19 protein-coding genes and 1 pseudogene are annotated in these 19,992 nt (G+C 72.5%); 7 read left to right on the top strand and 13 right to left on the bottom strand.

Annotated elements, in window-relative coordinates; all coding sequences use genetic code 11:
- Positions 1–100: 100 nt before the first annotated feature.
- From ABZ321_RS50630 to ABZ321_RS50615, 4 genes are read left to right on the top strand one after another with little or no spacing between them, the layout of a single operon-like run.
- Complete coding sequence (locus ABZ321_RS50630; RefSeq protein WP_354903569.1) at positions 101–1,078, top strand: NAD(P)-dependent oxidoreductase; 978 nt, start codon at positions 101–103, stop codon at positions 1,076–1,078.
- A gap of 28 nt (positions 1,079–1,106) precedes the next feature.
- Positions 1,107–2,417: a lipopolysaccharide biosynthesis protein RfbH gene (gene rfbH / locus ABZ321_RS50625; RefSeq protein ID WP_354903567.1), complete on the top strand. Its 1,311-nt coding sequence runs from the start codon at positions 1,107–1,109 to the stop codon at positions 2,415–2,417.
- A 52-nt stretch (positions 2,418–2,469) separates the two neighbouring features.
- Positions 2,470–3,234 (top strand): hypothetical protein, encoded by a 765-nt coding sequence (locus tag ABZ321_RS50620; RefSeq protein WP_354903565.1) that lies wholly within the window; start codon positions 2,470–2,472, stop codon positions 3,232–3,234.
- A 32-nt stretch (positions 3,235–3,266) separates the two neighbouring features.
- Positions 3,267–4,649: an MFS transporter gene (locus ABZ321_RS50615; protein WP_354903563.1), complete on the top strand. Its 1,383-nt coding sequence runs from the start codon at positions 3,267–3,269 to the stop codon at positions 4,647–4,649.
- Here ABZ321_RS50615 and ABZ321_RS50610 read toward each other — a convergent pair.
- Positions 4,588–5,808, bottom strand: coding sequence for a nucleotide disphospho-sugar-binding domain-containing protein (locus ABZ321_RS50610; RefSeq protein ID WP_354903562.1), 1,221 nt, complete (start codon positions 5,806–5,808; stop codon positions 4,588–4,590). The two genes, ABZ321_RS50615 and ABZ321_RS50610, sit on opposite strands and share 62 nt — an antisense overlap.
- 161 nt (positions 5,809–5,969) lie before the next feature.
- Here ABZ321_RS50610 and ABZ321_RS50605 point away from each other — a divergent pair, with 161 nt between their 5' ends.
- The 3 genes from ABZ321_RS50605 to ABZ321_RS50595 all read left to right on the top strand — a co-directional run bounded on the left by ABZ321_RS50605 (position 5,970) and on the right by ABZ321_RS50595 (position 8,926).
- Complete coding sequence (locus tag ABZ321_RS50605; RefSeq protein ID WP_344506591.1) at positions 5,970–6,878, top strand: menaquinone biosynthesis protein; 909 nt, start codon at positions 5,970–5,972, stop codon at positions 6,876–6,878.
- Between the two features lie 23 nt (positions 6,879–6,901).
- Positions 6,902–8,107 (top strand): cyclic dehypoxanthinyl futalosine synthase, encoded by a 1,206-nt coding sequence (gene mqnC / locus ABZ321_RS50600; protein ID WP_354903561.1) that lies wholly within the window; start codon positions 6,902–6,904, stop codon positions 8,105–8,107.
- A gap of 63 nt (positions 8,108–8,170) precedes the next feature.
- The gene (locus ABZ321_RS50595; protein WP_354903560.1) at positions 8,171–8,926 is read left to right on the top strand and encodes an NAD-dependent epimerase/dehydratase family protein; all 756 of its coding nucleotides are present in this window, start codon (positions 8,171–8,173) and stop codon (positions 8,924–8,926) included.
- 64 nt (positions 8,927–8,990) lie between these two features.
- On the opposite strand, the gene ABZ321_RS50590 is transcribed toward ABZ321_RS50595, so the two are convergent.
- From ABZ321_RS50590 to ABZ321_RS50535, 12 genes and pseudogenes are all read right to left on the bottom strand, one after another.
- Complete coding sequence (locus ABZ321_RS50590; RefSeq protein ID WP_354903558.1) at positions 8,991–9,674, bottom strand: hypothetical protein; 684 nt, start codon at positions 9,672–9,674, stop codon at positions 8,991–8,993.
- A 108-nt stretch (positions 9,675–9,782) separates the two neighbouring features.
- Positions 9,783–10,238 carry a GyrI-like domain-containing protein gene (locus tag ABZ321_RS50585; protein WP_354903557.1) on the bottom strand — a complete coding sequence of 152 codons (456 nt, stop codon included), beginning with the start codon at positions 10,236–10,238 and terminating at the stop codon, positions 9,783–9,785.
- Between the two features lie 9 nt (positions 10,239–10,247).
- The gene (locus ABZ321_RS50580; RefSeq protein ID WP_354903574.1) at positions 10,248–10,625 is read right to left on the bottom strand and encodes a hypothetical protein; all 378 of its coding nucleotides are present in this window, start codon (positions 10,623–10,625) and stop codon (positions 10,248–10,250) included.
- Positions 10,626–10,814: 189 nt separating this feature from the next.
- Complete coding sequence (locus ABZ321_RS50575) at positions 10,815–10,991, bottom strand: hypothetical protein (RefSeq protein ID WP_354903556.1); 177 nt, start codon at positions 10,989–10,991, stop codon at positions 10,815–10,817.
- Complete coding sequence (locus ABZ321_RS50570) at positions 10,988–13,036, bottom strand: ADP-ribosylglycohydrolase family protein (protein WP_354903555.1); 2,049 nt, start codon at positions 13,034–13,036, stop codon at positions 10,988–10,990. The genes ABZ321_RS50575 and ABZ321_RS50570 overlap by 4 nt, the downstream gene beginning before the upstream one ends.
- Positions 13,036–13,413, bottom strand: coding sequence for a D-ribose pyranase (gene rbsD / locus ABZ321_RS50565; RefSeq protein ID WP_354903554.1), 378 nt, complete (start codon positions 13,411–13,413; stop codon positions 13,036–13,038). Before rbsD ends, ABZ321_RS50570 begins: the two co-directional genes overlap by 1 nt.
- A pseudogene (locus tag ABZ321_RS50560) lies at positions 13,406–14,341 on the bottom strand (ribokinase). The gene rbsD and the pseudogene ABZ321_RS50560 overlap by 8 nt, the downstream one beginning before the upstream one ends.
- Entirely contained in the window at positions 14,338–15,393 is a 1,056-nt protein-coding gene (locus tag ABZ321_RS50555) for a LacI family DNA-binding transcriptional regulator (protein ID WP_354903553.1), read from the bottom strand. Before ABZ321_RS50555 ends, ABZ321_RS50560 begins: the two are co-directional and overlap by 4 nt.
- A 229-nt stretch (positions 15,394–15,622) precedes the next feature.
- Positions 15,623–16,801 (bottom strand): macrolide family glycosyltransferase, encoded by a 1,179-nt coding sequence (locus ABZ321_RS50550; RefSeq protein WP_344506607.1) that lies wholly within the window; start codon positions 16,799–16,801, stop codon positions 15,623–15,625.
- Positions 16,798–17,781 carry a hypothetical protein gene (locus ABZ321_RS50545; RefSeq protein ID WP_344506608.1) on the bottom strand — a complete coding sequence of 328 codons (984 nt, stop codon included), beginning with the start codon at positions 17,779–17,781 and terminating at the stop codon, positions 16,798–16,800. The genes ABZ321_RS50550 and ABZ321_RS50545 overlap by 4 nt, the downstream gene beginning before the upstream one ends.
- Positions 17,782–17,800: 19 nt before the next feature.
- Positions 17,801–18,742, bottom strand: coding sequence for a hypothetical protein (locus tag ABZ321_RS50540; RefSeq protein WP_354903552.1), 942 nt, complete (start codon positions 18,740–18,742; stop codon positions 17,801–17,803).
- Positions 18,739–19,986 (bottom strand): activator-dependent family glycosyltransferase, encoded by a 1,248-nt coding sequence (locus tag ABZ321_RS50535; protein WP_354903550.1) that lies wholly within the window; start codon positions 19,984–19,986, stop codon positions 18,739–18,741. Before ABZ321_RS50535 ends, ABZ321_RS50540 begins: the two co-directional genes overlap by 4 nt.
- Positions 19,987–19,992 lie beyond the last annotated feature (6 nt).

The following is a 19,992-nucleotide window of genomic DNA, read 5'->3' as shown; positions in this document are numbered from 1 at the left end:
CGGCGACCCCGAGACCGGGGAAACCCCCAGACTTCGTCTGAGTGCGGCGCCGACCCGCGACGCCTGCCGCAGGATGGCAGCACGCGCTGAGGAGGCCGTCATGCACTCGACCGGACCCACCCGCGATCCGGCGCCGCACGCGGTGGTGTTCGGTGCGACCGGGTTCGTCGGGCGCAACGCGAGCGCGGCGCTGCTGGACGCCGGCTGGCGGGTCACCGCCGCCGTCCGCGACCCCGGGACCGCCGGCGAACGGCTCGAACCCGGCTGCCGGCCCCTGCCCATGGACCCGGTCCGCGACCGCCCCGAGGACCTCGCCGCCGCGCTGCTGCGGGCCGCGCCGGACCTCGTCGTCAACGCCGCCGGGGCGCTGTGGGGCGCCGACGGCCGCGACGAGCGCCGGCTCCACGACGGCAACGTGCTGCTGGTCGAGCGTCTCGTCGGCGCCCTCGCCGGCCGGGCGGGCGTCCGGCTGGTGCACATCGGGTCCGCGTACGAGTACGGCGACCAGCCGGTCGGCACGCCGCTCATCGAGGACCTCGCCGAGCGCCCGGTCAGCCGCTACGCGCAGACCAAACTGGCCGGGACCCGTACCGTGGCCGACGCCGCCGACGCGGGACGCCTCGACGCGGTCGTCCTGCGCATCTCCACCGCCATCGGTCCGTGGGCCCCCGCGGACAGCCTGCTCGGCGGGATCGCGCGCCGGATCGCCGCCGACCCCTCGGATGTCGTGCTGCCGCCGCTGGCCGGGCACCGCGACTTCGTCGACGTCCGCGACGTCGGCGACGCCGTCCTGTGCGCCGCCACGGCCCGCCGGGTGCCGTCCGTCGTCAACGTCGGCGGCGGGCGGCTGACCGCCGTCACCGACCTCGTGGACCTGCTGCTGCGGTGCGCCGGGGGCGCCGCCCGGGCGGCAGGTCCGGCCGCGCCGGGCGAACGCCGGGACGCGGGCATCACCGCACAGCCGCTCGACCTCCGCACCGCCCGGCGCGCCCTGTGCTGGGAGCCGACCCGGCCGCTCGCTGACGCCGTCGCCGCACTGTGGCTGCAGGCGCGGGCGCACGCGACCGCCTTCCATTGAAGCTCTGCACCGAACGGAGATCCCACGCATGGCTGACGAGGTCAAGCAGCTCATCCTGGAGCAGACCCGCAAGCTCCACCGCGACCGGGCGGCGGCCGATCAGGGCTTCGTGCCGGGCGTCACGCACATCATGCCGTCCGGCGCGGTCCTCGACGAGGACGACCGGGCCGCGCTGGTCGAGCAGGCGCTGGAGATGCGCATCGCCTCCGGCGCGACCGCGCTGCGCTTCGAGCGGCTCTTCGCCCGCACGATCGGCGTGCGCAAGGCCCACCTGACGAACTCCGGCTCCTCGGCCAACCTCCTCGCCGTCGCGTCGCTGGCCGCGCCGGAGCTCGGCGACCGGCGGCTGCGGCCCGGCGACGAGGTGATCACCGTCGCGGCCAGCTTCCCGACGACCGTCAACCCGCTGCTGCAGCACGGTCTCGTCCCCGTCTTCGTCGACGTCGACCTCGGCACCTACAACACCACCGTCGAGCGGGTCGAGGCGGCGCTGAGCCCGAAGACCCGCATGGTGATGATGGCGCACACGATGGGCAACCCGTTCCCCGTCGCGGAGATCCGGCAGCTGTGCAAGGACCGGGGCCTGTTCCTGGTCGAGGACAACTGCGACGCGGTCCTGTCCACCTACGAGGGGCAGACCACCGGCACGTTCGGCGACTACTCGACGGTCAGCTTCTACCCCGCGCACCACCTGACGATGGGCGAGGGCGGCTGCATCCTGACCGACAGCCTGGAGCTGGCGCGGATCACCGAGTCGATGCGCGACTGGGGCCGGGACTGCTGGTGCGAGCCGGGGCAGGACAACAAGTGCCTCAAGCGGTTCGACTACCAGATGGGTGACCTGCCGTACGGCTACGACCACAAGTACATCTTCTCCCACGTCGGCTACAACCTGAAGGCCACCGACATCCAGGCCGCGCTGGGCCTGACCCAGCTGACGAAGCTGGAAGACTTCGTGGCCGCCCGCCGGCGCAACTGGCAGCGGCTGCGCGACGGCCTCGACGGCACGCCGGGCCTGCTGCTGCCGGAGGCGACGCCGGGCAGCGACCCGAGCTGGTTCGGGTTCGTCATCACCCTCACCGCCGACGCGGGCTTCGAACGCCGGGCGCTGGTGGACTTCCTGCAGTCACGCAACATCGGCACCCGGCTGCTGTTCGCCGGCAACCTGGCCCGGCAGCCCGCATACCGCGACGAGCCCTACCGCGTCAGCGGCACCCTGGAGAACAGCGACGTCATCACCGAGCGCACCTTCTGGATCGGCGTCTTCCCGGGCGTCACCGCAGAGATGATCGACTACATGGTCGCCTCGATCCGCGAGTTCGCCGAGCGCCGCCACTGACGGGGGCCAAACCGTTTGCGCGGGTGGCCGGTCACCGGCTACCAACGTCGCTGTGGACACGACGTGGGAGGCGCGACTGGGCTGGACCGCCGGACTGGTCGCCGACGACCCCGTCGTGCGCCTGCGGGCGCGCCGCCGGCTCGTGGCCATGCGGCGGCTCATGCACGCCTCGCTGCGGCGGTACAACGAGGTGTGGAGCCGGCGGGACGACCCCGAGCGGCAGTCCCGCTGGGAGCACTACCGGCTGCGGCAGAGCTTCTCCTTCCCCGAGGGCCTGGGTCTGAAGGAGCCGTTCGGCACGTGGCCGGGTCTGCCCTACTTGATCCGGTACCTGGAGTGGGAGGTCCGCTACCCCGACGAGTGGTTCGCGACCGCGAAGGACTGGACGGCCAAGGAGGTGCTGCTGCGCCACCTCACGCGCGAGTTCGCGGACCTGCCGGTGGCGGCCAAGCGGCGTCTCGTCGAGCTGATCGTGCTGGTGATCCGCCGCGACTACCACGTCGAGGACGTTAGCTGGGCGCGGCTGGCCAGAGCGGTGGACCTGCCGGACTTCCGGCAGCGGCTCGCCGACCTCGACGACGGCTCGTCGTCCATCCCGGCGAAGCGGGCCCGGTTCCTGCGCTGGCTGCTCGACCACCCGGAGGCGCCGCAACTGCAGCGCACCCACTGGCACCACGGCCGCTACCCCCAGCCGCGAAACCGCAGTACCTCGCGTGTCCGGCGGAAATTTGACACGCCGGGCAGGCGCCGCGCATCGGCGACCATCCCTTCATCGGCACGAAAAGGCCCGATCGATCCGAAACCCCGAACTGATTGACTTGTTCCAACCGCTTTGGTCATGGTGCAGATATGGGTCTGCGCGGAAGCCCGGGATTGCTGGGCGAGCACGACTTCCGGCAGTTGTTCGTCGCTGACACGATCAGCCAGTTGGGCAGCCAGATCAGTGTGTTGGCGTTGCCTTTGGTCGCCGTGGTCGCGTTGGACGCCTCCAATTTCGAGGTGGGTGCACTGACCGCCTGCGGCATGATGGCGTTCCTGCTGATCGGCCTGCCGGCAGGGGCGTGGGTGGACCGGATGCGCCGCCGCAAGGTGCTGATCATCGCCGACGTCGGTCGGGCGGTCGTGCTGAGCTCGGTGCCGTTGGCGTGGGCGTTCGACGTGCTGAGCATGTCACAGCTCTATCTGGTGGCGTTCGCGGTCGGGGTGTTGAGGGTGTTCTTCGACGTGGCGTACATGAGCTGCCTGCCGCACCTGGTCGGCCGGGAGCATCTGATCGAGGGCAACGCCAAACTCGAGGGGGTCCGGGCGGTCGCCCAGATCGGCGGCCCGACCGTCGCGGGCCTGCTGGTCCAGGCGGTGACCGCTCCGCTGGCCGTGGCGCTGGACGCGGCCAGTTTCGCCGGGTCGGCGATGTTCGTGCGGCGCATCCGTCGACGCGAGGACTCGCCGGAGCGCCGGCGTGGCGCCAGCCTCGGCAAGGACATGATGGACGGACTGCGGTTTGTGTTCGGCAATCAGCTGCTACGCGCGATCGCGCTGTCCATTTCGTCGTACAACCTTCTGTCCGGCATCCGCAGCGCGATGCTCATCGTGCTGCTGGCCGGAGTGCTGCACCTCCCCGCCGGGACGATCGGCGTGTTCTTCTCGATCGCCTCCGTGGGGGCACTTATCGGCGCGCTGACCGCCAGACGGGTCGCCGCGCGGATCGGGCAGGGCCCGGCGATCTGGATCCCGGTCGCGGTGACCGCACCGCTGCAACTGGTGATTCCAGCGGCCCAGCCCGGATGGCTGCTGTGGGCGGCGGCCGCCGCGTCATTCGTCATCTACTGCTGTGTCTCGGTCAACAACATCACCCAGGTCAGCTTCCGCCAAGGCCTCACCCCAGAACACCTGTTGGGCCGGATGAACGCCACCATGCGCTTCCTCGTCTGGGGCACCGCCCCGCTCGGCGCCATCATCGGCGGTATCCTCGGCCAGCTCCTCGACGCCAGGACAGCACTGTGGATCGCCGCCGCAGCCGGGCTGCTGCCAGCATTGCCTCTGCTCTTCTCACCGCTGCGAACCATGCGCACCCTCCCGGCCCAGCATGAACAGGAACCACAGCCAGCGTCGCCGTCTCACGACTCGCCCGACAAGCCACACCAAAGTCACGCCGGCAAGTGCGGCTGCCCTACCAGCCGGCGGCCAGCTTCTCCAGGCGCGGCAGCAGCTCCACGGGGGTCGGGCGGCTGACCGCGGCCCGGCGCAGGGCGGTCGCGGCTCGCTGGTGTGCGGAGTTGTCCAGCAGTGCGGCCACGGTCGCCGCGATCGTCTCCGCCGTCGCGGTGTGGCCCGGCAGGTGCAGGCCGGCGCCGGCCGCCGCCATCCGGCCGGCCAGGCAGGCTTGTTCGCTGGCGAACGTGATCGCCAGCTGCGGTGTGCCGGTCACCATGGCGGTCATCGCGCTGCCCGCGCCGCCGTGGTGGACGACCGCGTCGCAGTCGGGCAGGAGGGCGTACAGGGGGCAGCGCTCCAGCAGGCGGACGCCCGGCGGGACCGGGCCGAGCGCCTCCGCGTCCTCGCGGGTCGCGGTCAGCACCGCCTCCACCCCGAGGCCGGCGAGCGCCTCGACGATCGCCGGCAGTGCGTAGGAACGCGGACCCGTCATCGTGCTCAGGGCCGTGGACCACGTGACGCAGACCCGCTTGCGCCCGCCACGCGGCTGCCGGGGCGGTGGGACGCCGGGGCCGTTGTAGGGCACGTACCGCACGGGGAGCCGCTCGCCGCCCACCGGCGGGGCCACCTCGTCCGGACACGGGTCGAGCACGTGGCGGATCAGGTCGGGGCCGAACGGCCCGAAACCGTGGCGGGCGAACGAGTCGCCGAGGTCGTCGGGCAGGATGCGGACCGGCGGCGCCTCGTGCGTGCCGACCGGGCCCCAGAGGGCGAGGATTGCCGGTACACCAGCCGCCAACGCCGCGAGAAGGCCCTCGGTGCTGACCGGGTCGTGGACGACGAGGTCCGGGCGCCACTCACGGGCGAACGCGACGGCGGCGTCGTGGCCGGCCGCGGACGCCTCGGCGAACCGGGCGCCGTCGGTGCGCGCGTACGCCGCGGCGTCGAAACCGTCCAGTGTGGACATCTGCGCGCCGGTGACCGGGTGCAGGGGCGTCCACGGGTACGGCCACTGCCCGGCGAGCGCCTCCCGCACGTAGGACAGTCGATTGTGGACGGCGACCTCCATCCCGCCCAGCAGCGGCACCGGCGGCAGCCCGGCCCCGGCCACCGCCGCGGTCTGCGACGGCGCGCACAGCACCCGAAGCTCGTGCCCGGCGGCCTGCAACGCCCAGCCGAGCGGCACCATCGACGAGTAGTGCGTGGGCCAGGACGACACGGAGAACAGCACGCGCATCCGCCCAGGATGCCGCAGGGTCTGGTCACGGGCCGGACACGACGCAAGAACCCGGGAAACCCCCAGACTTCGGGTGGATCGAGGGACCTGGGCCCGGCCGGTGCTGGATAGTGACCGTCGTCCGCGGGTGCCTTCCCAACGCTCGAACGGCAGGAGTCGCGATGCCTGAACCGACCGGCACGCTCACGTACCCCGGCGGGATCGCACCGGCCGGGTGGCGCCGACCCGTGCGGCCGCGCGTCGGGCACATCGAGTTCCTCAACTGCGTGCCGCTGTTCTGGGGGCTCGCCCGCACCGGCAGCCTGCTCGACCTCGACCTGCGCCGGGACAGCCCGGACGGGCTCAGCGACGCGCTCACCGCCGGCGGGCTCGACATCGGGCCGATCAGCCTGATGGAGTTCCTGAAGCACGCCGGGGATCTGGTCGCCCTGCCCGACATCGCGGTGGGCAGCGACGGGCCGGTCATGTCGTGCCTCATCGTGAGCAAGGTGCCGCTCGACCAGCTCGACGGTGCGCCGGTGGCGCTCGGCTCGACCAGCCGCACGTCGGTCCGGCTGGCCGCGCTGCTGCTCAGCGATCTCGTCGGGGTGCGGCCGCGGTACTTCACCGCCCCGCCGGACCTGGACGTCATGCTCCGCGACGCGCCGGCGGCGGTGGTCATCGGCGACGTCGCGCTGCGGGCCGCGCTCGCCGACGCGCAGCGGCTCAACCTGCACGTCTACGACCTCGGCGAGATGTGGCGGGAGTGGACCGGCCTGCCGTTCGTCTTCGCGGTGTTCGCCGCCCGCCGCGACTTCGTGGCCCGCGAACCCGCGACCGTCCAGCGGGTGCACCGGGCGTTCCTGGCGTCGCGGGACCTGTCGCTGCTCGAGGTCGACGCCGTGTGCGAGCAGGCGGCCCGCTGGGAACCGTTCGACGCGGCGGTCCTGCGCCGCTACTACATGACGGCGCTCGACTTCAGCCTCGGCGCGCGGCAGCTGGCCGGGATCGCCGAGTTCGCCCGCCGCGTCGGCGGGCCGGACGCCGGCTTCCCGCCGGACGTCGAGGTGCGCCTGCTGTCAACGCCGTGACCCACTTCATGAAAGGCTCTGCCATGCTCCGATCTGCCAGCGCGGTGCTCGACCGAGCCGCCGCGGGCGAACGCATCACCCCCGAGGAGGCGCTGGAGCTGTACCGCTCGGCGCCGCTGCACGCCCTCGGCGCCGCGGCCGACACGGTGCGCCGCCGCCGGTACGCCGGTGTCGAGCACATCGCCACGTACATCATCGAACGCAACATCAACTACACCAACGTCTGCGTGACGGCGTGCAAGTTCTGCGCCTTCTACGCCCCGCCGAAGAGCGACAAGACCTGGGAGCGCGACCTCACCGACATCCTGCGCCGCTGCGCGGAGACCGTCGAGCTCGGCGGGACCCAGATCATGTTCCAGGGCGGGCACCACCCGGAGTACGGCGTCGAGTACTACGAGGGCATGTTCAAGGCCATCAAGGACGCCTACCCGTCGCTGGTCATCCACTCCCTCGGCGCGTCCGAGGTGCAGCACATGGCGAAGGTGTCCGGGGTCAGCCCGGAGGAGGCGATCCTGCGGATCAAGGCCGCCGGCCTCGACTCGTTCGCCGGTGCCGGCGCGGAGCTGCTGCCGGCCCGGGCCCGCACTGCGATCGCCCCGCTGAAGGAGAGCGGCGAGCGCTGGCTGGAGATCATGGAGATCGCGCACGGTCTCGGCGTCGAGTCGACCTGCACGATGCTCATGGGCACCGGCGAGACCAACGCGGAGCGCATCGAGCACCTGCGGATGGTCCGCGACGTGCAGGACCGCACCGGCGGGTTCCGGGCGTTCATCCCGTACACGTACCAGCCGGAGAACAACAAGCTTCAGGGCCAGACGCAGGCGACCTCCCTGGAGTACCTGCGGATGATCGCCATCGCCCGGCTGTTCTTCGACAACGTCGCGCACATCCAGGGCTCGTGGCTGACCACCGGCAAGGAGATCGGCCAGCTGTCGCTGCACTACGGCGCCGACGACCTCGGCTCGGTGATGCTGGAGGAGAACGTGGTCTCCTCGGCGGGCGCGAAGCACCGCTCCAACCTGCTGGAGATGATCCACCTGATCCGCGCGTCGGGCCGCGTCCCCGCCCAGCGCAGCACCACGTATGAGCACCTGCGGGTGCTGGAGGACCCGGCCGACGACCCGGTCGACGACCGCGTGGTCTCGCACCTGTCCTCGACCGCGGTCGACGGTGGCGGCATCGGCGCGATCGCGCCCCAGCGGCTGTTGAAGGTGACACCGGTCGGATGAGCCGCGCGGGTGGCTGTCGCGGCGCCGGCAACCCGCCGGCGCCGTCCCGGTCGGGAGGGTGACATGCAGATCATCGGCAACGGATTCCTGGCGAAGAACCTCACCGCGGCGTTCGGCGACCGGTTCCCGGACGTGACGGCGCTCGCGGTGGGCGTGTCCAGCACGTCCGTCACCGACCCGGCCGAGTTCGACCGGGAGGCCGAGGCGCTCTACGCCGCCCTGCGCAGGTGTGCCACGCAGGACCGGACCCTGCTGTACTTCTCGACCGCGTCGTTCGCCATGTACGGCCACACCACCGCACCGGCGACCGAGGACGGACCGCTCTTCCCGCCGTCGGTGTACGGCCGGCACAAGCTCGCCCTGGAGGCCTGCATCCGGGCCTCCAGCGTGCGCCACGTCGTGCTGCGGCTCAGCCACGTGGTCGGCCCGCACCAGCGCCCGCACCAGCTGCTGCCGGCCATCGTGCGCCAGGTCGCCAGCGGCACCGTCACCGTGTACCGCGGCGCCCACCGCGACCTGCTCGACGCCCGCGACCTGATGCACGCCATCGACGGCCTGCTGACCGCCGACGCGGGCGACGTGGTCGTCAACGTCGCCTCCGGCCGCCCCCTCCCGGTCGAGGACATCGTCGACGGCGTATCCCAGCGCCTCGGCGTCTCCCCCGACCGGGTGTACTCGACGGGTCCCTTCTCCCGCACCGAGGTGTCCCTGGACCGCCTGCGCACCCTCGTGCCCGGGTTCGGCACGGCAGGCCCCGGCTACCTCGACATGCTGCTGGACCGGTACCTGGACCGCGCGGTGCCCGCCCCGACGCGCTGAAACCCGAGTCCGCGGGCCGGCCCGGGAAGGGGTGCCGGCCCGCACCCCGTCGTGACCGGGCGCGTTACGGGGGCTGACGTGCCGTCACGCCGCCGTTGGGCCGGCCGGAGAGCATTCGGCAGCTGACGGCCAGGACCCAGACCGGGAATGCCAGTTCGGACCAGGGCACTCGGGTGACGACGACGAGCAGGATCGCACCGACAATGTGGCCCAGCCACACCAGCCAGCGCGGGAACAGGTGCAGGCGGTGCCCGATCGTGGTCGTCGCGAAGGTGAAGACGGCGGCCATGCGCATGCAGTAGCTCGACAGCAGCGTGTACGTGAGGTGGTGGCTGTAGCGCCACAGCTCGGGTGGCGGTCCGCCCGGCGACGCGTCGGCGACGTCGCGCATGCTGTCGGCGGCCGTGGCCAGCGCGAACAGCATCGCGACGAACAGCAGCCCGGCGCCGAGGAACACGGTGGCGAAGAACTTGTCCTCCCGCCCGCCGATGAAGGCCCGCAGCGCACCCATGAACCACAGGAAGGAGATGCCGGCGAACGGCAGCAGCGCCAGCGCCACCCGCAGGACGGTGCGGCCGGACGTGCTCGTGTGCCACTGGTCCGCGGTGGGCGGCAACTCCGGAAACACGATTCGGATGCCGACGATCACGGCGGCGCACAGGACGGCGAAGACGATGCCCGCGACCCCAGCCGCCCGGGGCGACCGGGGCGGCTGGCCGGGCTGCCCCGTCACCGCTGGCACAGCCACCAGGCCAGTGTGGCGGGTGATCAGCGCCCGCCCCTCGCCGGTTTCGGGTGATGTGCCCTCGTCGCCCTCCTCACGAGACTGCAAGGTCACCCCCGACCGAGGCACGGTCTACGGCTCTCCGTGGTCGAGGAGGTGGAACACCTCCGTCACCACCTGGTCAGGGTCCGCGTGGTGCGGGCCGTAGACCTCCCAGCGCGGCCCCGCGAGCCGGAGCCGCCGCAGCGAGCACCACGCCACGACGGCCTCGTGCGCGGCGGCCAGGCCGACGTACGGCCCACGGTGGACGGTCGTTGCGACCGGGCCGGCCGGCAGCGCCGACGCCACGACATCGCCGCTGAGCGGGCCCGGCGTCGCCAGCTCGACGCCGACCTCGACCCGCGGGGTGGCGTCGAGGTACAGCATGACGTTGCGGCACCCGCTGGTGATGCCGTGCGCGTTGAGGCAGGCCCAGACCTGGTCGAGCATCGGCTTCCACAGCCGCGGGAACTCCTGCCAGGTGGTCTCGGCCTTGACGACAGCGGTCGGCCGCGCCGCCGCGGTGGTGAGCACGACGTCGTACGTCATGCAACGGTCCTACCACGCCGGCGCGGACGCCCGCCATCGGTGCACCCGCGGGGTCAGCCGGCGGGTTCGGTGAGGAGGCGTTCGATGACGTCGGCGGCTTCGGAGGGGCCGCCGCCGGCTTGCATGGCCGCGCTCATCGCGGCGACGCGGGCGAGGGTCGCAGGGTCGGTGGTGAGCTCGTCGACGGGCGGAGGGTGGCCGGGTCGAGTGACGACGCCGGCAGGTAGCGGCCGATGCCGAGCTCGTGCACGCGGCGGGCGTTGCCGGCGTCTCCGGGGTGTGCGGGACGACGACGGGGCAGCCTTGGTACAGGGCCTCGACGAGGCTGCCCATGCCGCCGTGGGTCACGAACACCGACGCGCGGGGCAGGACCGCCAGGTGCGGCAGCCACTCGTGCGCCTCGACGTCGACCGCGGAAACGCCGTCGTCCAGGCGTTACCGCGGCCGAGGGTCATGACGACGTGCCAGGTCTTGTCGGCGAACGCGTCGGCGCTGGAGCATGCCGGTCCGCTCGTTGGACTCGGTGCCCCATCGAGATGAGCGCCACCGGTACACCGGACGAAGGCGCGGACCAGGTCACGGCGGGTGGCGTGGAGGGCAGGCAGTGGCCGAGGAACGTGAACTTCCCGTCGAACGTCCGGTCGACCCGCCGCTGCCCCCGCCGCAGGCGGCGAGCAGGCTCGGGGCGGTCAGGCCGAGGGCGGCGATGCCGGTCCCGGACAGGAATCTGCGGCGGCTCAACGAGGCGGTCATGATGGCTCCTCAACAATTTCGGCGGGGGTGATCTGAACGGAGTGGGTGGCGGTGCGTCCCTGGGTGACCAGGAGCGCGACGCCGCCGCAGGTGAGGGTGTCGTCGTGCAGGTCGAAGAGGGTCTCGCCGTCGACGGCGGCGGTGATCCGGGTGCCGTTGACCCGGACGGTGAGGCGGTAGGTGGTGCCGTACTCCCACGGGAAGTCGCGGGCGGCGAGGACCGTGTCGTGCTGCACCAGCTCGGCCCGGTCACGGCCGGCCAGGCGCAGCGCGTAGTAGCGGGTGAGGCCCTGCACCCGGACGGCGAGCCCGGCGGCCTCGGCGAGGTGCGGGGTGACGTCGGCCTCGGCGGTGTAGTCGCGCCAGCCGCGCTCGCCCTGGATGAGCAGGCCGGTGCCGCGGTTCTGCACGATGCGGAACGGCTCCGGCCAGTGTGGGTCCCACCGGTCGGTGGCCCGGACCCAGGCGCGCCGCCACATGGCGTCCGGCGGCGAGTCGAGGCCGGTGGTGGAGCCCTCCGGGCGGGTCAGCGTCAGGGCCGGCGCGCCGTCCCAGGTGAGGGTGTCGATGTCGACGTCGCCGGTACAGCGCAAGCCCACGTAGACGATCGGCTGCCCGCCGGTGTCCGGCACGGTCCAGGCGCACCCGTCCGTTGCCGCCGGCCCTTCGATCCAGCGGATCGTCGCGTCCTCGCCGGCGTAGACGCCGATGACGGGCCTGGCCGGCGCGGTGGCGGTGAACCGGGCGTGGATCGTCTGGCCGCTGTACAGGGTGGGGCTCGCGATGAGGCCGTAGATGGGCATGGCCCGGGCCTCGGGCGGGATGAAGGTGGGCGTCGCGACGGTGCATCCGGCCGTTCTCACCGTGAGGCGCCCGCCGGTGTTCTGGATGGTCCCTTCGCCGTCCTGGACGGTGAAACCCTGCACGCTGCCCGGCAGCGCGAAGTGGAACCTGGCGTGCTTCCCCAGGTCGCGGGCCGGCTCCCCGGCCCAGGCGCGACCGTGGGCGGCGAGGGCGAGCGCCTCGCGGGCCGCGTCGGTGACGGTCGACCCGCCGTCGGTGCTCGGCAGGTACATCCGCTCGGCGATCGGGCCGCGGTAGTCCGCTCCCGCACCGTCGATCCCGTCGAGGCCGCCGAGGATGCCGCAGACCGCGCCGACGCAGCCGGCGTTGGAGTCGGTGTCCCAGCCGGACGTGTTGACGATCGTCATCGCCGGGCCGAACGCGCCGCGGCTGCGGGCGATCGCGTGGATGACGGTCGCGTGGTTGGGCACGACGTGGCAGTTGCCGCCGTACCGGTGGTAGCCGTACTGCTCGTCGATCCGGGCCCGGGTGGTCTTCCAATCCTCGTCGGCGGCGACCCACTCGCGGACGTCGGCGATGACCCGGTGGATCAGGCTGTCCTTCGGGATGAGCCCGGCCGCGGTGTCCAGGAGCCGGTCGGTGTCCGGCTCGGTGAACGCCCCGGCGACCAGCGCCGCGACGACCCGGGCCGCGTGGATCGACTCGCCGTCGTGGCTTACCCGCGCCGCCCGCTCGACCAGGTCGGCGGCCGCCGCCGGGTCGCCGGGCCGGGTCATCGCGAAGCCCTCGACGAAGATCTGCGCGCCGACCTGCTCGGCGACGACGACGCCGTTGCGGGCGATCGAGCCGCTGTCCGGCGGGCGGATGCCGTCCTTGAGATTGAGGTACGCGGTGTGCTCGGTGGAGTTGCCGATGCCGCCCCACCAGAGCACCGACTGGCCTTCGAGGATCTCGTTGAGCCAGGTGTCGCCGATCTGCGCCGACGTCGGCTCGGTGCCGTGATCGCGCAGCGCCCGCGGGAACATGAACGTGCCGCTGATGTCGTCGTCGGTGACGACGAGGAGGTGGTGGTTGAGCGCGACCTCGGTGCGGTCGTTGACGTAGCCGGTGATGTCGCCGAGCCCGGCCTGGATGCGGTCGAAGCGCCAGCCCTCGTACGGGCGGCCGAGGTACACCGCGATGACCTTGCCGAGCACGCCGGCGTAGACCCGCTCCTCGTAGTCGCTGGGGAACCCGGTCATCAGAACGGCACCCCCGCCCGCAGGATCACGTTGGCGTACGGGGTCGCCTCACCGGTCCGGACGATGGCCCGGGCTCTCCTGGTGGCGACCTTGAACTCCTCGTGCGGGAGGGTGCTCAGGGGGTAACCGGCCAGCCCGGCCCGGATCGCCTCGTCGGTCAGCTCCTCGGCGACGGTGGCCTCCTCGACGACCAGCTCCGCGGTGATGGCGGCGAGGACCGGTAGGAAGGCCGGGACGCCGCGGGTGACCGCGAGCTGGACGACCTCGACGCCGGGCGGGACCGGCAGGCCGGCGTCGGCGACGACGATGGTGTCGGTGTGGCCCATCCCGGCGACCAGTGCTGCCAGCCGGGGGTGCCAGAGGCCGCTGTCACGCATGGCGGAGCTCCTCGTGAACGCTTTGGAAGGTGTCGAGTTCGCCTCGGGTCGGCAGCGCCGACTGGGCACCCATCCGGGTGGTGGCCAGGGCACCGGCGGCGCAGCCGCGGCGGACGGCCGCGCCGAGGGGCAGCCCTTCGGCGAGCGAGGCGGCGAGCGCGCCGACGAAGCTGTCGCCGGCACCGGTCGTGTCGACGGCGTCGACCTTGTAGGCCGGGTGTGCGTCGGTGCCGTCGGCGTCGGCGTGGACCGCGCCCTGCGCACCGAGCGTGATGACCACGGCGGCCGGGCCGAGGGTGCGCAGCCCGGCGGCGAGCGCCGGCCAGTCCGCGGTGTTGCCGCTCAGGCGCAGCGCCTCGCCCTCGTTGACGACCAGGACGTCGACCTCGCGGAGCAGGGCGGCCATGTCCGGCGGCACCGGATCCGGCAGCGGCGCGGCGTTGAGCACCACCCTGGCCCCCGCAGCCTTCCCGTGCCGTGCGGCGGCGAGGCAGGTGGCCGGCGGGATCTCCAGCTGCAGGACGAGCACCGTGGCCGGGTCCAGCGCGGCGGGCAGCCCGGCGAGGGCGCCGTCGGCGAGGCGGGCGTTGGCTCCGGGTGCCACCACGATGGTGTTCTACCCCGCCGGGTCGACCACGATCAGGGCCACGCCGGTCGCGACGCCCTCGACGGTGGTCAGGTGGTCCAGCGGCACGCCTTCCGCGGCGAGCGCGGCCCGCACGTCGTCGCCGAAGCCGTCGTCGCCGATCGCGGCGAAGAACCGGGTCTCGACGCCGAGCCGGCAGGCCGCGACGGCCTGGTTGGAACCCTTGCCGCCAGGCCGGGCGGCGACGTCGTCGCCGAGCACCGTCTCGCCGGGTGCGGGCAGGTGCGGCACGGCCACTCCGAGATCCAGGTTGGCGCTGCCGACCACCACAACGCGGGTCATGCTTGTTCTCCTTCGTTCGGCTCCGCCACGGCGGTTTCGTCGCCGCCGGGCGGGTCGTCGCACCCGCACGAGCCGCGGCGGACCAGCACGACCGGCAGCACGTCCGTCGGGCCTGCCGTCCCCGCCTGCTGGGCGAGCAGATGTGTCATGGCGGCCCGGCCGATCGCGGCGAACGGCTGGGCCATGGTGGTGAGGGCGGGCGTGGAATACGCGGCGCCGGGAATCCCGTCGAACGAGGCGACCGCGACGTCGTCCGGGCAGCGCAGCCCGGCCTCGCCGATCGCCCGGAGCACGCCGACGGCCTGCTCGTCGGAGGCCACGAACACCGCGTCCGGCCGGTCCGGCCGGGCGAGCAGCTCGCGGGCCGCCCGGTAGCCGGCCCGCCGCCCGAACTCGGAGTGCACGACGGCCATGTCCCGGCGGCTCACGCCCTCCTCGTCGAGCGCGTCGCGCCAACCGCTGACCCGGTCGTGGGCCGGCAGCACGTCCTCGGGGCCGCCGATGCAGGCGATCCGGGTGCGGCCGTGCCCGATGAGGTGCCGGGTCGCGGCGTACGCACCGCCGCGGTTGTCGACCAGGACGCCGGGCGCGGCGGCCCCCGGCACCTGCCGGTCGAGGGACACCCACGGCGTCTGCGAGCGCTGCAGCTCCGGCAGGAACCCCGCCGGTCCGTGCGCCGGGACGATGAACAGTCCGTCGACCTGCCGGGCCAGGAACGTGCGGACGTAGCTGGTCTGCCGGTCGTCGCTCTCGGCCGCGTTGCCGATGAGCAGGGTGTAGCCCTGCGCGAAGGACTCCTCCTCCACGGCGCGGGCCAGCTCGGCGAAGTAGGGGTTCGCGTTGTCCGGCACGACCAAGCCGAGCGTCATCGTGCGGCTCATCCGCAGCGACCGGGCGATGCCGTTGGGACGGTAGCCGAGCTGTTCGATCGCGGCGAGCACCTTGGCCCGCGTCTCGGCCGACACCGGGCGGGGCCCGTTGTTGAGCACATAGCTCACCACCGCCGGCGACGTCCCCGCCAGGCGGGCCACGTCCATGCGCCGAACAGTCACGCCGAACTCCGTCAACACGAGTTGCGCCCGATGTGACGGCAATCATGTGACAGGCGTGTTAACTCACGCAACACGTGTTGAATGCCCGCGACCCAGACGAGATCTGTGATCACTTGACAACATCCGGTTGCCCAACTTGATCGATGGGTTAGCTCGGCCGCTCCGCCGGAGACCGCAAAAAGAACCGCGCCCCCGAGGCGGGAGCGCGGTTCCGGGCCGGACGGGTGGGTCAGGTGGCGAGGAGGCGTTCGATGACGTCGGCGCCTTCGGAGGGGCCGCCGCCGGCGCGCATCGCCGCGCTCATGGCGGCGACGCGGGCGAGGACCTCCGGGTCGTTGGTAAGCTCGTCGACCGCGGCCCGCAGCGTGGCCGGGGTGAGGGTCGAGGCGGGCAGGTAGCGGCCGATGCCGATCTCGTCCACCCGGCGGGCGTTGACGGCGTTCTCCGGGGTGTGTGGCACGACGACGCACGGGCAGCCGTGGTACAGCGCCTCCACGAGGCTGCCCATGCCGCCGTGGGTCACGAAGACCGACGCGCGGGGCAGGACCGCCAGGTGTGGCATCCACTCGTGGGCCTCGACGTTGACCGCCGACACGCCCTCGTCCAGGGCGTTGCCGCGGCCGAGGGTCATGACGACGTGCCACGTCTTGTCGGCGAAGGCGTCGGCGCACAGCTGGAACATGCCGGTGCGTTCGTTGGACTCGGTGCCCATGGAGATGAGCGCCACCGGTACATCGGGATCCGGGGCCGTCCAGGTGACCGCCGGTGGCGTGGAGGGCAGGCAGTGGCCGAGAAACGTGAACTTCTCGTCGAACGTATCGCCGTGCGGCTGCAGTGCCCTGGGCAGAAAGACGAGGTTGTGCTCGTCGGCGACGGCCATCATCGCCCACATCTTCGCCGGGTCCGGCTCGACCTCCGAGAGGATCTCCATGATCGCCTCGACGCCCTTGTGGACGTAGTCGGAGTCGCGGTCCATCGTCTCGGCGTGCAGGGAGAAGTGGTCGTTGGAGGCCGTGTACGGGAAGTACTGCAGGGTCCGGGTGCCCCACTCGCGGGCCAGGATCCGGGCCGGGACGAAGCTCTCGAAGTCGTAGACGATCAGGTCGGGCCGGTCGCCGGTGAACGCGGCGCGCGCGGCCGGGATGACGCGGGTGTTGGCGTCGGCGAGGATGTCCAGGCCGAGCTCGGCGATCTCGTCGCTCTCGACGTGGCTGCCGGTGCTGAGCCGGCGCCGGACGGACGTGTAGCCGGCCAGGTCCGCGCCGACCGAGGCCACCGCCGCCGAATACATCGAGTCGACGACGTAGGTGACCCGGTGGCCGCGCTCGACCAGGTGCCTGGCGATCGGCAGCGTCGGGTTGAAATGCCCGTAGTCCGGGAAGACGAAGATGGCGATGTGGGCCGTCATGACACTCGCTTCGGGGGGAGGACGACGCCGTTGTCGAAGATGGCCGCCATGACCTCGGGCAGGTCGGCGGGCGACTCGACGTGCACGACGGGGAACGGGAAGCCGATCCAGCCACGCGGCAGCGACGGGCCGAGGACCAGCCCGACGCGGGTCTTGTGCCGGTGCATCTCGGCGCTCATGTCGTCGATGCGGATCGTCTCGACGGCGTTGCGGCTGAACATGTCGGCGATCTCGGCCGCGCTCGTCAGGGTGCGCTGCTCCAGCGCCGAGCACAGCGGCAGGACCGGGTCGCCGAGGCCGGCCCCGGCGGCGATGGCGGCGATCGAGTCGGCGACCGCTTGCCGCAGCGGCGTGTGTACGGCCACCGAGTTGGCCTCCTGCACCTGGACCTGACCCAGCCCGCCGGACGCGGCAGTCTCCTCGGCGAGCCGCTCCAGGGCCTCGCGGTAGCCGCTGAGCAGCAGGATGCGGAACGTGCCGGTGGGGTGGGTGCCGAAGTCACCGGCGAGCCAGACGCCGTCGCGTTTCGGCTCGACCAGCAGCGCCTCGTCCTCGCCGATGGGAAGGAACGCGACCGCGACGCCTTCGGCGGGTCCGGAAGGGTCGCGGGGTCCGACGTGGTCCATCCGCATCAGCAGGTCGAAGAGCCGCTCCCGGGGCAGTGCGCCGGCCAGGGAGGAGCTGACCATCGAGCCGAGGCTGAGCCCGCCGACCGCGGCCGGGTGGATGCCCTGCGCGGCGAGGACGTCGTGGATGCCGACCATGGCGGCCGCGAGGGCGACCGAGCCGTGCCGCGACCGGGCCTCCAGGTCCTCCTCGTCGTCCTCCCGGCGGCGCAGCAGCCGGTCCAGGTCCAGCCCGGTCCAGGCGCTGACCTTGTCGTACACCTTCTGCATGGCCGGGTAGGCGTCGTGGAACTCCATGACGCCCCGCGGGTCGTAGTTGAGCAGGTTCGTTCCGAAGATGAACGCGAGGCTCATACCGGCAGCCTTCCTGGGGTCACGTGGGGAGGAGCACGTCGTGCTCGCGGACGGCGGCGACGACCTGATCGATGTCGTCCGGGGCGTCGACGTACACGACGGGGAACGGGAACTCGAACCCGTCCCGGGGCAGGGTCGGGCCGAGGATGACGCCGAGCCGCGCGCCGAGGCGGCGCATCTGGCCGGTGAGGTGGTCGGCACGGATCGGCTCAACGACGTTGCGGCTGAACTCGCTGCGGACCTGGTCGGCGCTGTGCAGCACCCGCGGCTCCAGCGACGAGCACATCGGCACCGCCGGGTCGGTGAACTCGATGTCCGCGGCGATGCGGGCGAGCACGTCGCGGGCGCGGTGCCGCAGCGGGCTGTGCACCGCGACGGTCTCCTCGCTGAACACGAAGTACTCCGGCGGGTAGCCGGTGGCCAGCTCGTCGAGGGCGTCACGGTAGCCGCTGAGCAGCAGCATCCGGAACGCGCCGCTGGTGTGCATGCCGAAGTCGCCGGCGAACCAGACCCCGGGCCGGGTGCCGTAGAACGACTCGTAGGTCTGCCCGAGCGGCAGGACCGCGGCGACGCACCCCTCGGGCAACTCGTCCCGGTCGGGACGCTGGTCGCCGTCGGTGTGGCCGAGCAGCCCGATGACGTCCTCACGGGCCACCGCGCCGCTCAGGGCCCCGGACACCATCGCGCCGAGGCTGATCCCGCCGACCATCGCCGGGTGTACGCCGTGCTCGCCGAGCAGGTCGGCGATGCCGAGCATGGCCGCGGCCAGCCCGATCGACGTGGTCCGGGAGCGCTGCGTCGCGTCGTCGGCGGTCCGCAGCAGCAGGGCGACGTCGATGCCGGTCCACTGCGCGGCCCGGTCGTAGGAGTCCCGGACGGCCTGGTGCCGCTCGTACAGTGCGATGAGGCCGGTCGGGTCGTAGGCGAGGTTCTTCTGTCCGAGAATGAACGCCAGACTCATGCCGCCACCTCCGCGAACCGTTCGAGCTCGGTGACGACCTGGGCGGGGGTGGGCCGGTCGAGAGCCTCGTCGCGCAGGGACGCGGCGTTGGCGGCGAACCCGGGCTCCGACACCAGGCGGGCGACCGCGTCGCGGATCTCCTGCGGCCCCGCCTGCACGTGCGGCAGGAACAGACCCGCGCCGGCCTGTTGCAGGCCCATGCCGCGCAGGGTCTGGTCGGCGACCGCGGTGGAGACGCACAGCTGCGGCACGCCGTGCACGAGGGCGGTGGCGTAGCTGCCGAAGCCGCCGTGGTGGATCAGCGCGGCGCAGCTGGGCAGCAGCGCGTGCAGCGGCACCGACTCGACGACCCGGGCGTTGTCCGGCACCCGGTCGAGCTCCTGCACCTGTACCGGCAGCAGCGCGGCGACGACCTCCACGTCGAGGTCGGCGAGTGCCTCGAGGATCGCGGCCTTCGACACGTAGTCGCCGCCGTAGCGTTCGGTGTTGGCGGCGCCGAGGCTCAGGCACACGCGAGGCCGCGCGGGCGGCTCGGCGAGCCAGTCCGGGACGACGGCCGGGCCGTTGTAGGGCACGAACCGCACCGGGATCCGCCGCACGTCCGACGGCACCGACAGCCGGTCCGGCAGCGGGTCGAGGGTCGCCTGGCCGGTGATGAGCTCCTCGCTGAACGCGGCGCCGAGCTTGTCGGCGTGTGCGCCGAGCCAGTCGGCCATCGGGTCCTCGCGCCGGTCCTCGGGCTGCTCGTCGCGGAGCTTGGTGAACAGCTGCCGTTTCATCGCCCACACGTCGGCGAAGCACATCGAGCGGACGTGCGCGGCGCCGACGGCGGTGGCGGCGAGGGCGCCGGCGTACGTGAGCGGATCCCACACGACCAGGTCCGGCCGCCAGTGGCGGGCGAACGCGACGAGGTCGCCGATCATCGGCTCGTTGTAGTAGGCGAAGCCCCAGGCGCCCATCTGGGCTCGTTCGAGTTCCCGCTCCCAGGTCAGCTTCGCCGGGTCGAGCTCGCTCCAGTCGACGGACTCGACCTCCTGCGACTCGCGGTGCTGTGCCATCGCGGAGCTGATGTTGCTGTCGTCGCCGACGCCGACGGCGGTCATGCCGGTGCGGGCGATGACGTCGGTGAACGCCGGCGAGCTGGCGACGCGGACCTCGTGACCGGCGGCGCGCATCGCCCACGCGATCGGTGTCATGCAGAACAGGTGGGACTTCTCCGGCAGGGTGACGAACAGGACCCGCATCTGTCT

This window comes from Dactylosporangium sp. NPDC006015, from assembly GCF_040614215.1.
Lineage (GTDB): Bacteria > Actinomycetota > Actinomycetes > Mycobacteriales > Micromonosporaceae > Dactylosporangium > Dactylosporangium maewongense.
Note: the sequence above shows the minus strand (reverse complement) of the source record. Positions and strands in the feature narration are given on the sequence as shown.